Origin of the sequence: Streptomyces sp. CA-106110, assembly GCF_050936285.1 — a bacterium.
GTDB lineage: Bacteria > Actinomycetota > Actinomycetes > Streptomycetales > Streptomycetaceae > Streptomyces.
Window position 1 is genome coordinate 7,087,850 of sequence record NZ_JBNJNB010000001.1, and the last position, 11,410, is coordinate 7,099,259.

Consider the following 11,410-nt stretch of genomic DNA (forward strand, 5'->3'; position numbering starts at 1 on the left):
TTTGTACGGGTTTCATCATGCCGCCGCGGTCGCGGGGACCCGCGCATCCGCTGACGGTTGCGCGGGGCTGGGCAGCGTGGGCGGCGTGAAGCGGCGCAGCCGGTTTGCGTTGCCCACCACCGACAGGGAGGACAGGGCCATGGCCGCGGCGGCGATGATCGGGCTGAGCAGCCAGCCGGTGACCGGGTAGAGCACGCCGGCCGCGAGCGGGATGCCGGCGGTGTTGTACACGAAGGCCAGGAACAGGTTCTGGCGGATGTTGCGCAGGGTGGCCCGGCTCAGTGTCACTGCGGTGAGCACGCCGCCCAGCGAGCCGGAGATCAGCGTGATGTCGGCGGCCTCGATGGCGACGTCGGTGCCCGTGCCGATGGCGAAGCCGATGTCGGCCTGCGCGAGCGCGGGTGCGTCGTTGATGCCGTCGCCGACCATGCCGACCCGCTTCCCCGCATCCTGTAGGCGGCGGATCTCGTCTGCCTTGTGCTCGGGCAGCACCTCGGCCAGCACCCGGTCGATGCCGACCTCGGCCGCGATGGCCTCGGCGGTCCGCCGGCTGTCCCCGGTGATCATCACGATCTCCAGGCCGAGCCGCTTCAGCGCGGCGATGGCGGTGGCCGAGTCCGCCTTGACGGTGTCGGCGACCGCGACCAGGCCCAGCAGGTGTTGGTCGGCGGCGGCGTACATGGCGGTCTTGCCCTCGGCGGCCAGCCGGTCCGCCTCCGCGGACAAGGAGGCCGTGTCGATCCGGTGCTCGGCGAGCAGCGCCGCCTTGCCCACCAGCACTCGGTGGCCGTCGACGGTGGCGGTGATGCCGTGGCCTGTGACCGAGTCGAATGCGCTCACCTCCGCGAGGGAGATGTCGCGCTCGGCCGCCCCGGAGACGATCGCCTGGCCCAGCGGGTGCTCCGAAGAGTGCTCGGCGGACGCTACCAGGCGCAGCAGTTCGTCCTCGGTGACGCTTGCGGCGGCGGTGAGGTCGGTCAGCTCGGGCCGTCCCTGGGTGATGGTGCCGGTCTTGTCCAGCACGATCACGTCCAGCCGCTGCGCGGTCTCCAGCGCCTCGGCGGAGCGGATCAGGATGCCGGCCTGGGCGCCCTTGCCGGTGCCGACCATCACGGACAGCGGCGTGGCCAGGCCGAGGGCGCACGGGCAGGCGATGATCAGTACAGCCACGGCCGATACCAGCCCCAGCGTCAGAGCCGGGGCGGGGCCGACGACGAACCACACGGCGAAGGCGGCGATTGCGATGAACATCACCGCGGGCACGAAGTAGCTCGCGACCAGGTCGGCGATGCGCTGGATGGGCGCCCGGGACGCCTGGGCCTGCTGCACCAGCTTGACGATCTGGGCCAGCATGGTGTCCGCGCCGACCTTGGTGGCCCGGAACCGGAAAGCGCCGGTCTGGTTGAGGGTCGCGCCCACCACCTCGTCGCCCACCGTCTTGGTCACCGGGATCGACTCCCCGGTCACCATGGACTCGTCCAGCGTGGAGCGTCCGTCGACGATCACCCCGTCGACCGGGACCTTCTCGCCGGGACGTACTACTACGACGTCCCCGGCGACGACCTCCTCGACGGGCACCTCCATCTCCGTGCCGTCCCGTACCACGCGCGCGGTCCTGGCCTGCAGGTTCAGCAGCTCACGGATCGCCTGCCCGGTGCCAGCCTTGGCCTTGGCCTCGAACAGGCGGCCCAGCAGGATCAGGGTGAGGATGACGCCGACCGCCTCGAAGTACACCTCGCGTACGCCTTCGGGCAGCACGCCCGGCGCCACGGCGACCAGCAGGCTGTAGCCGTACGCCGCCAACGTGCCCAGCGTGATCAGGGCGTTCATCTCGGCGCTGCGATTGCGCAGGGCGAGCCAGCCGGTGCGGTGGATCGGCCATCCGGTGTAGAACATCACCGGTGTGATCAGCGCGAGCTGGAACCAGCGGTTGAGCAGCAGGCCCGGGACGTCCACGCTGAACACCTCGTGGAGCATGACAGCCGCCACGACCGGGAGCGACAGCACCGCGCCGAACAGGACCCGCCGGGACAGGTCACGGATCTCCTCCCGCCGCGCAGTCGCCTCGGCGTCCTCCCGCTCCACGGCACTGGGCTCGGGAGCAACGAGAGCCTGCGCCTCCTCCACCATCGGAGCGGCGACTTCGCCCTCACCGGGCTCGACCAGCAGCGTGCCGTGCACCATGTTCATCCCGCAGGCGAAGCCGAACCGGCCCTCCCTGTCCGGGGTGAACGCCACGGCGGTCGTCTCGAACGCCGGAAGCGACGCGGCGAGTTGGAAGTCCGGGAAGACCATGCGGGAGGTGCAGTCGCCGCCCTCCTGCCGGTCGAAGACCAGCCGGACCGGTGTCCCTCGGCGGACCCGGATGAGATCCGGGGCGTAGCCGCCCTTGACCGTGATACCGATCTCCTGGACGCCGCCGACGAGTTTGGCCTGACTCGACTTCTTGGGCCCGAAGAAGTACCAGGCAAGAAAGCCGATCAGCGCGACCGCTCCGGCCAGGACCCCTATGTCCGACGTATTCATGACGTCCTTCCGTTCCTGTGACGCGCGATGCGGTAGCTGGCGCCGCGTATCGCGGCCTCGATTGCGACTGGTTCCGCCGGGGCGTCGTACAGCACGGCCACCGCTCGGGTGCGGGTGCTGACGTCGGCGACCGTTACCCCGGGCAGGGCGGTGACGGCGCCTTCGATGGCGTCCCGGCAGTCCCCGCAGGTAATGCCGGGGACAGCTCGCTCAAGGACTTTGGGCATGCCCACCTCCTGGGTCGCCCGGGACTTTGTCCAGGTCACCGGTGCCTGAACAGCACCTGCATCAGCTCGTCGTAGACGAGCGGGTCATCGCTCTTGATGGCATCGGTGACGCATCGCTCCAGGTAGTTGCGCAGCACCGTGCGGGACACCCCGTCCAGCGCCTTCTGCACGGACGTGATCTGGTCGAGCACATCCACGCAGTGCCGGCCCTCGCGGATCATCCGGCTGACGCCCTGCACCTGACCGCCGATCTTGGCCAGGCGCACCAGCGCGTCGTCGGCGGCTTCCGGGGCGATGAACTGCCGCTGCGGCGCGGTCTCGGAATCGGCCATGTGGCACCTCCTTCACCTCCTAAGCTACTCCTACCCCCTAGGGGTATCAAGAGGGCCTATAAGGGACACGGGCACGGTGGACTCGGCCCGGACGGAGTCCCGCCGGAGAGTAAACGCGCTGGTCACGGCCATAAGCGGTGACCGCACCACCGTAGGGGCTCAAGGCCTTCCCAGCGCCTGAGCAGCGGTAGCGCACAGCGCCCGCACACGGCCGCTTCATGGCCGCTTCACAACGCATCCCTACTGTCCAGCGCACCGGATGCAAAGGCGGCAGAAGGGACCACGAACCGATCAAGCGCCGAACCATCGGCGTGCCGTGGCCACCGCCCTGCTCGGCGGCCGCAGCACCTACGGCGCTGCGCACCGCCCTCGCTAGCTCGCCCACGACCGACCCCCTCCGCGACCCAGCCCCGAGCAACGGCCACGGCATGGACAGCCTTGATCAAGGCGAATGGCCGTATGCGGACACTGGCCCTGCCCACGACCGGATGCGCAGTGCCGGCCGCAACGCCGAGGGCGCTGGCGACACTCTGCTGCACACCGTAGGAGTTCTCGTGCCCAAGTCCCGTAAGCGGGTGCCCGACAAGCGCAAGATCCGTCAGCAGGCAAGCGTGCCGCCCGGCCGGCGGGGGGGTGCCCCGGGCCGGCCCACGCCGCAGCCCCCTCAGGCGCGGATCGTACTTCCGCCACTGGACCAAATACTTTCCCCCGGCATGTGGCCGCCTTCGACCACGCCGGCGTCGACGTCCCCCGCGACGGGTGTCCCGCGGGTACCGGGCCCGGCATCTTCGGTGACGGACGCAAAGGGGTCCTCGCCCATCGGGACGGCACCCCAGGCTGTTGGGACACAAACGGCCCCGGCTGCCGAGGTTCGGGGCAGCGGCCGGGCGCCCTGGAGGCAGGAGGTTGCCGAGCAGGCACCCGGGCTGGCGGCGACGTACTGGTTCGACGCCGTGCCAGATACCCATTCCGGGCCTTACACGGTGGCGATCACGTTCGCCGGGGTCCGCGATGGTGGCGAGCCCGGAAAGGATGCGCGGGACCGGTTCGAACGCGTGGAGACCCTGGAAGGGATAACCCCGGGCAGCGGCCGGATATCAGTCACCGCGAAGGTGGAGGACATCAACCCGGGGACCTGGCATGTCACCGCGACACCGGTCGCCCTCGTGCCTGCCGAAGACAGTGGCGCCCCTGAACCAGGGCCTCGGCTGGAACCGACGGTGGTGACGGCCTCGACCCGCCTCGCGCCCCTGGTCCGTGGCCCAGGCGTGCGCCCATTCGCCTGGCCGCTGCTGGTCGCTGCTGGTGTGGCGCTCGCCGTTCTCGTGCAAGGGTTGCTCGCCGCCCGAGCCGGGCTGGACACCGGGGCGGCGGTCTCCGCCTCGCTCGCCGGATCCGTGGTGGGTTACTTCACCGCGAAGGCCTACTACATGATCCAACACCGCCAGCACCTCCAGCAGTTCGTCCGCGCAGGTACCTGCATCCAGGGCTTCCTGCTGGGGACGTTCGGCACCGCGCTCGCGGTTGTCGCCGGGGCGGGCATCCCGGTGGGCACGTGGCTGGATGTGGCGGCACCAGGGGCGTTCTTGGCCATGGCCACAGCCCGGCCAGGGTGTTTCCTGGGCGGCTGCTGCGTGGGACGGCCCACCACCTCGCGATGGGGACTCTGGTCATCCGACCGCAGGGTCGGCATCCGGCGCGTACCCATCCAACTCATCGAAGCCCTCCTCGCCCTGACCCTCGGCGCGGCGACACTCGCCGCGGACCTGACATGGCGCCCTGCCACCCCAGGCACGCTCTTCGTCGCCGCCATGGCTGCCTACACCTTCGGACGGCAACTGCTGTTCCCGCTGCGCGCGGAAGCCCGCAAGACGAAGACCGGCCGGCCCCTCACCGCGGCCGCCACGCTCCTTGTGTTTCTGGCCGCGCTCGCGGCACCCCTCCTGGCCTGACACCGGCTGTCCACGTACCTCCTCATGTCGTGAGGGGCATGGGCAATCGTGTCGCTCCCGTCGTGCGTTGCGGTGCTGTGATCGCCGGGACACGCTGCCCCAGCGTCCACTCGGCCGACGAACTCCCTGGTCATAGGCGGTTCACCGGAGCCTCGTCACGCACGCGGGTACGGCCCCCAGGGGCCCGTCCCGCTCCGGCTCCGGTTGAGGCCACAGAGCCGGCACATCGCCGCTTCATGGATCCTTCACGGCACGCTCCTAGCGTCGGCAACACCTGGTCGAGAAGACACGAAGGAGCGACATCATGATCAAGCGGAAGACCGTCGGTCTCGCAGCGGCAGCCGCCCTGCTCGGCAGCCTCGGCGCCTTCGGCGCCACCACTGCCTTCGCCTCCTCCTCGCCCACCACGGACTCGACGCCGACACCCACCGCCACCGCGTCCACGCCCGGCATCGGCAGCGGCGACGGCATGGATACGAACGCCATGATCCGGCACTGCACCAAGCACCTGCCCGCGAACGAGCGTGACAAGGCGGAGAAGCAGATGCGCGACATGATGAGCGGTCGCGGCGAGTCTGGCGGTTCGATGATGGGCGGGGCCTCCGGCAGCTCGATGATGGGCGGCTCGATGACGAACATGATGGGCGGCAACGAAACCTCGGGGGACGGGTCCTGACTTCAGTGACGCCCGATCGACCCCACGCGTCCGTCCTGCGGGCGGATCGGACTCCGCCGTCAGCTCTTCCCTGGCCGCGGTCGGCTCCCCGCAGACGGGCGGCCCTCCCCTTCATCGGCCTGAGCCACTGGAAATAACCGCCGCATGCGACCCGCACGGTGACGCACATCGGTCGCCCATCGGGCTCTGAGCGTGGTTGCGTGACGGCGGGGCGCGGCATAGCGCGCTGGTGATAGGCCGGAGCTAGGAGATCTGACCGCATGGTGGAGGGGACGAAGACCACGGCCCAGGCCCCGTTGTCAGGTCGGCGAGCACCGGGGTGGCATGCCGCCAGGGAGAAGAAGGCAGCGAAGACAGGACTGGCCCGTTCATCGCTGCTGATGGCGCTGGGCACCGTCGTGTCCCGGTCGACGGGACTCATCCGGCAAGTGCTCCAGGCCGCGGCACTCGGCACGGGCCTGCTGGCCAGTACCTACAACACGGCAAACACGGTGCCGACCAGCCTGTACACCCTCTTGATCGGCGGTGCGCTCAACGCCGTGCTCGTGCCTCAGCTGGTGCGGGCCCGGGCCACGCATCTTGACGGCGGGCAGGCGTACGAGCAGCGTCTGGTGACGCTGGTGGTGTCCGTGCTGGGAGCCGGGACGGCGCTGGCCGTGTGGGCGGCGCCGCAGATCGTCGGCCTCTACATGCGGGACACCCCCGACAGCCACCAGGCGTTCGAACTGACCGTGGTCTTCGCCCGTTTCCTGCTGCCGCAGATCTTCTTCTACGGCCTGTTCAGCATCCACGGCCAAGTACTCAACGCCCGTGAGAAGTTCGGCGCGATGATGTGGACCCCCGTCCTCAACAACGTCGTCCTGATCGGAATATTCGCCGCCTACCTGGGACTCATGGCCGTCCCCGACCGGGTGGAGGACATCACCGCAGCCCAGGTGCGGCTGCTGGGCATCGGGACCACCGCCGGCATCGCCGTACAAGCCCTCGCGCTGATCCCGTTCGCGCGAGCCGCCGGCTTCCGTTTCCGCCCGCGGTTCGACTGGCGCGGCACCGGCCTGGGTTCGAGCGTCCACGCCGCCAAGTGGACCCTGCTGTTCGTGCTGGCCAACCAGGTCGCCCTGACCGTGGTCACCAACTACGCCAACGCCGCCGACCAGGAACTGCCGAAGGCCGGCGCGGGCTACACCGCCTACACCTACGCGCAGACCATCTGGATGCTGCCCCAGTCAATCGTCACCGTCTCCCTGGTGACCGCGCTGCTGCCCCGCATGAGCAAGGCCGCCGCCGAGGGCCGCATCCCGGACCTGCGCGTCGACCTCTCGCGCGCTCTGCGGGTCACTGGAGTCGTCATCGTGCCCGCCGCCTTCCTCTTCCTCGCCCTGGGCCCGCAGATCTCCACACTGCTGTTCGCACACGGTGCGACCGACACCGCCTCCGCCCAGCCCCTCGGTCACATGTTGCAGGCGTTCGGCCTCGGGCTGATCCCGTTCTCCACCGAGTACCTGCTGCTGCGCGGGTTCTATGCCTTCGAGGACACCCGCACTCCCTTCTTCATGGCCATGTGGATCGCGACGGTGAACATCGCCCTGGCCACCGCCTCCCACCTGCTGCTACCCGCTCGGTGGGCCGTGACCGGTATGGCCGGGGGCTACACACTGTCCTATCTGGCCGGTCTCGCGCTCACGGCCCGGCTGCTGCGCAAGCGGGTCGGCGGCCGTCTCGACGACGGGGCTGTGCGCCTCACGTACACGAAGCTGGTGTGCGCCGCGGGCCTCGGCGCCATCCTGGGCTGGGTCACCGCACGTACCTCGGCTGCCTTCCTGGGCACTGGCACTGGGCCTACCGCCATCACACTCACTGCGGGAACGTTGACGCTGGGCTTGGCCTACCTCGTCCTCGCCCGGCTGATGAAGATCAGCGAACTACGGCAACTGCCCGGACTGCGGTGAAACCCGAGCCACGCCCACTTCCCGATGGTGTCAGGTCGCTGGGGCGTGGTCGCGTTGTTGGCGGGCGGCGCCAGGACAGGGCGGCGACGGTGAGGCCGCCGGTGACGATGAAGATGTCGCAGAGGTTGAAGGTGGGCCACCAACCGGTCGCCAGGTAGTCGGTGACGACTCCGTCGGCGGCACGGTCGGCCAGGTTGGCCGCCGCGCCGCCGACGACGAGGGCGAGGGCCGCGGCGGCGGCCCGCGAGCGTGGTGCCATCCGCCAGGCGAACACGCGATGACCGTGGTCATCACGGCGGTGAGCGCGATCACCACCGGCGAGGGCAGGTTGTACCACCACCCCCGGCCCGGGCGACCAGTGCTGGCGGGCGCTGCACGGCCTGTACGCGCTGGCCTCCGGAGGCTAACCGCCCGACCCGCCCCCTGAAGCGCGAGGAGACCGCGCCGAGCCCGGAACGCCGAATCACCTCCACACCCGGCTCCGTGCCGATGAGCTCCGCACAGGCACAAGCCGCGGGAAATGGCGGCCATTTGCGGCCGCGTGGCGACGCACATCGGCCGCCCATCACACGCTCATCGATCCTTCACAGGGCCTGTCTAGTTTTTCCCGTATACCGCCCTTTACGGAGCATGCGGCCCCACTACCAGGAGCGATCTATGTGCCTGAACAAGAAAGTCCTCGCCGGCCTTGGCGCCGTCGCCGCCGTCCTGCTTCTTCTCAGGCCCGCCTGGGTCATCGCGGCGCTGCCGGTGCTGATCCTTGCCATCTGCCCGCTCAGCATGATCTTCATGATGCGCGGCATGCAGGGCAACGCCCAGAGCGGCCAGAAGGGCGCCTCCTGCGGCACCGGGGCCAAGAACCTGGCCTCCGACAGTCACACGGCCACCGAGGCCGATCTCAGCAAGCAGATCACCGACCTCCAGGCCGAACTGCGTCACCTCAAGGCCGCGAGGGCCTGGCAGGGCACCTCGACTGAGCAGCACTCGCCCGCTGTCGACATGTCCAAGCGGGACGAGGCCGACACCCGTCCCTGATCCCGATGCCCCCGGCAGACAGGACACAGTGACCATGCCCACCCAGGTCCCGGACTGCGCGGTGATTCGCGAGCTGCTGCCCCTCTACGTCCTTGACGCCCTCGAACCCGGGGAAGCAGCTCCCGTCCCCGCACACCTCGGAACCTGCCCGGTCTGCCGGGCCGAGCACGACGAACTCGCGGAGGTCGTGGCCCACCTCGCGGTGCTGCGCGAAGCACTGATCGGGGAGGATGGCACACATCTGGACCCGCGGTCCTCCGCCGCCCGGCACGGGCCTTGCCTTCCGCCCGGGAAGGGCCTCACCGGCCAGGGCCGCCTGCGCCGCACCGGTGGGCCCCGGTTCCCCGATCGCCGGCCGCACTGAACCACGGCCCGCCACCAGTCCCGGGGGACAGCGCAGAGCCTCCGCATCTTCATCACCGCTTCACACCCCCGTCGCAGCAGATCCGGTGAGCGGTGGTGGCCGATAACACGCCAGGGCCAGGACCGGGGAACCACGCGTCGGCTACTGTCGTCACCTAAAGAGCTTAGAAGTTTGATGGATCTTCGACGTGCGGAGGAGTCGCCCATGCAACCGGAGCCGAAACAGCACCTCGGTACCCCGTCCATACGCATCCACCGGACATCTGTCCGCGCCGCTGTGCTGGGCGCACTCGCCGCTGCAGTGCTCGTCGCCTGCAGCGGCGGCGGGGGCACGGGAGCTGCCGGAAACGCGCCGAAGAACGGGGCGGCATCGAAGTCCGCATCCGCAGGGATCACCGTGACGCCGGATTCGGGCAGGGCGGCCAAGCCGGGCAGCAAGGTGACGGTGAGGGCACACGGCGGGAGGCTGACCGAGGTGAAGGTGACCGCCCCCGGGGCCGACGCGTTCGCCGGCTCCTTGTCGAAGGACGGGCTCATCTGGACGTCCACCGCCCGCCTCGCGCCCGGCACGCGCTACACCGTGCTCGCCCGGGGCGAGGGCACGGATGGCAAGCCGATGTCCGAGCGGCGCACCATCACCACCGCGAAAGCCGGGGAGACCTTCGTCGGCGAGTACTTCCCCGACAAGGGTGCGACGGTTGGCGTCGCCACGCCTGTGTCCATCACCTTCAACAAGCCGATACGCGACAAGGCGGCCGTCGAGCGCGGCCTCACTGTGACCACATCCCCCACCGTCGAGGGAGCGTGGAGCTGGATGAAGGACCGCGACGGCAAGGACCGCATCGACTACCGGCCGCGGACGTTCTGGAAGCCCGCTACCGACGTCACTGTGCGGATGTCGCTCAGCGGCATCGACGCGGGCGGCGGCATCTACGGCACGCAGCAGCGGGTCGTCCACTTCCGCATCGGTAAGGCGGTCGTCAGCACGGTCGACGTGCGGCGCAAGACCATGACCGTCACCGAGAACGGCACGACGCTGCGCACCCTCCCGGTGTCCACCGGCAAGCCGGGCTTCGAGACCTGGAACGGCACCATGGTGGTCCTCAGCAAAGTGCCCACGATCCGGATGAACTCCCGTACGGTCGGGATCTTCGGCCCCGAGGCATACAACCTCGGCGAGGTCAGGTGGGACGTCCAGCTCACCCCCTCGGGCACCTACGCCCACGCGGCCCCGTGGAACGACGGCAAGTTCGGCCGGATCAACGGCAGTCACGGCTGCATCGGCATGAGCACAGCCGACGCCAAGTGGTTCTACGAGCATGTCGGCGTCGGCGATCCCGTCACCGTCGTCCACTCCAAGGACACCGTGGCCGTCAACAACGGCTACGGCGACTGGAACGTCGCCTGGCCGAAGTGGCGGGCGGGCAGCGCCCTGAACTGAACCGGTGTGTGAACTCCGCGCTTCACAGCGGAAGTTCGTAGCCGCTGATCCAGCCTTGCAGCTGCTGGATCAGCAGGCTCCACACGCCGGTCACCTGGGCGAGGCCCACGGCAACGAGCAGCACGCCGCCGATGCGGAGCACGGTGCGGGTGTGGCGGCGGGCGAAGGCGAAGGCCCGCATCGACTTGCCCAGGGCGAGGGTGAACAGCAGGAACGGGATGCCGACGCCGACGGCGTAGAGGAAGGCCAGGAAGGCTCCGCGCGCGGCCGAGCCGGTGGTCAGGGACAGCGAGAGGACGGCGGCGAGGGTGGGGCCGATGCACGGGGTCCAACCGATGCCGAACATCACGCCCAGCAGCGGTGCCCCCGCGAGCCCGGCCCGCGGCGTGAAGCGCGGTTTGAAGGTGCGCGAGAGCAGCGGGACACGCTCCAGCAGCCCCATGAACATCAGGCCGAGCACGATGGTGAGCACTCCGAGGACCCGGATCACGGCCTCCTGGTGAGCGAGCAGCACGGTGCTGACCGAACCGAAGAGCACCCCGTAGGCGGTGAACACGGCGGCGAAGCCGAGCACGAACAGGGCGGTGCCGGCCAGCGCACGGCGCCGGACGCGGCCGTCACCCCCGCCGTCCTGGGCGTCGGCGGCGGTCATGCCGGTGGTGAAGGAGAGGTAGCCGGGCACGAGCGGCAGGCAGCAGGGCGAGGCGACGGTGATCGCCCCGGCGGCCAGGGCGATCGGGGCGGCCAGCAGCAGCGAGCCGGAGCCGACCACCTGGCTGACGTCGACGGACAAGACGGGACCCTTTCCACGGCACGTAGGCCCGAACGGGCGCTCGTCCGGGCAGTGAGTCGACACGCACCCTATCTCCTATGTACCTTAGGTCCTAAGTCGCCTAGGTGATCTCGTCT

General features: G+C 69.7%; 11 protein-coding genes. 6 read left to right on the top strand and 5 right to left on the bottom strand.

The genetic code is table 11. The features are described from left to right. Nucleotides 1–15: 15 nt before the first annotated feature. The 3 genes from ACQEXA_RS32715 to ACQEXA_RS32725 are packed head-to-tail and all read right to left on the bottom strand — an operon-like array spanning nt 16 to nt 3,085. Entirely contained in the window at nt 16–2,526 is a 2,511-nt protein-coding gene (locus ACQEXA_RS32715) for a heavy metal translocating P-type ATPase (protein WP_433131852.1), read from the bottom strand. Further along, nucleotides 2,523–2,753 (bottom strand): heavy-metal-associated domain-containing protein, encoded by a 231-nt coding sequence (locus tag ACQEXA_RS32720; protein ID WP_432928975.1) that lies wholly within the window; start codon nt 2,751–2,753, stop codon nt 2,523–2,525. Before ACQEXA_RS32720 ends, ACQEXA_RS32715 begins: the two co-directional genes overlap by 4 nt. Before the next feature lie 35 nt (nt 2,754–2,788). Further along, nucleotides 2,789–3,085, bottom strand: coding sequence for a metal-sensitive transcriptional regulator (locus ACQEXA_RS32725; protein ID WP_432928977.1), 297 nt, complete (start codon nt 3,083–3,085; stop codon nt 2,789–2,791). A gap of 953 nt (nt 3,086–4,038) precedes the next feature. Between ACQEXA_RS32725 and ACQEXA_RS32730 the strand changes: the two genes are divergently transcribed. The 3 genes from ACQEXA_RS32730 to murJ all read left to right on the top strand — a co-directional run bounded on the left by ACQEXA_RS32730 (nt 4,039) and on the right by murJ (nt 7,662). After that, nucleotides 4,039–5,037 (top strand): prolipoprotein diacylglyceryl transferase family protein, encoded by a 999-nt coding sequence (locus ACQEXA_RS32730; RefSeq protein WP_432928979.1) that lies wholly within the window; start codon nt 4,039–4,041, stop codon nt 5,035–5,037. Between the two features lie 304 nt (nt 5,038–5,341). After that, a complete protein-coding gene (locus ACQEXA_RS32735) occupies nt 5,342–5,713 on the top strand; it encodes a hypothetical protein (RefSeq protein ID WP_432928981.1) in 372 nt (123 codons plus the stop codon). A gap of 260 nt (nt 5,714–5,973) precedes the next feature. Further along, nucleotides 5,974–7,662, top strand: a complete 1,689-nt coding sequence (murJ, locus tag ACQEXA_RS32740) for a murein biosynthesis integral membrane protein MurJ (RefSeq protein WP_433131854.1) — start codon at nt 5,974–5,976, stop codon at nt 7,660–7,662. Here murJ and ACQEXA_RS32745 read toward each other — a convergent pair. After that, nucleotides 7,628–7,936 (bottom strand): signal peptidase II, encoded by a 309-nt coding sequence (locus tag ACQEXA_RS32745; RefSeq protein ID WP_432928986.1) that lies wholly within the window; start codon nt 7,934–7,936, stop codon nt 7,628–7,630. The genes murJ and ACQEXA_RS32745 overlap by 35 nt on opposite strands. A 383-nt stretch (nt 7,937–8,319) precedes the next feature. On the opposite strand from ACQEXA_RS32745, the gene ACQEXA_RS32750 reads away from it, so the two are divergent. The 3 genes from ACQEXA_RS32750 to ACQEXA_RS32760 all read left to right on the top strand — a co-directional run bounded on the left by ACQEXA_RS32750 (nt 8,320) and on the right by ACQEXA_RS32760 (nt 10,501). After that, the gene (locus ACQEXA_RS32750; RefSeq protein ID WP_432928988.1) at nt 8,320–8,697 is read left to right on the top strand and encodes a DUF2933 domain-containing protein; all 378 of its coding nucleotides are present in this window, start codon (nt 8,320–8,322) and stop codon (nt 8,695–8,697) included. A gap of 34 nt (nt 8,698–8,731) precedes the next feature. Then, a complete protein-coding gene (locus tag ACQEXA_RS32755; RefSeq protein ID WP_432928990.1) occupies nt 8,732–9,061 on the top strand; it encodes an anti-sigma factor family protein in 330 nt (109 codons plus the stop codon). 204 nt (nt 9,062–9,265) lie between these two features. Beyond that, nucleotides 9,266–10,501 carry a L,D-transpeptidase gene (locus ACQEXA_RS32760; protein ID WP_432928992.1) on the top strand — a complete coding sequence of 412 codons (1,236 nt, stop codon included), beginning with the start codon at nt 9,266–9,268 and terminating at the stop codon, nt 10,499–10,501. Nucleotides 10,502–10,523: 22 nt separating this feature from the next. Here ACQEXA_RS32760 and ACQEXA_RS32765 read toward each other — a convergent pair whose 3' ends face one another. Further along, complete coding sequence (locus ACQEXA_RS32765) at nt 10,524–11,294, bottom strand: cytochrome c biogenesis CcdA family protein (RefSeq protein WP_432928994.1); 771 nt, start codon at nt 11,292–11,294, stop codon at nt 10,524–10,526. Between the last annotated feature and the right edge of the window lie 116 nt (nt 11,295–11,410).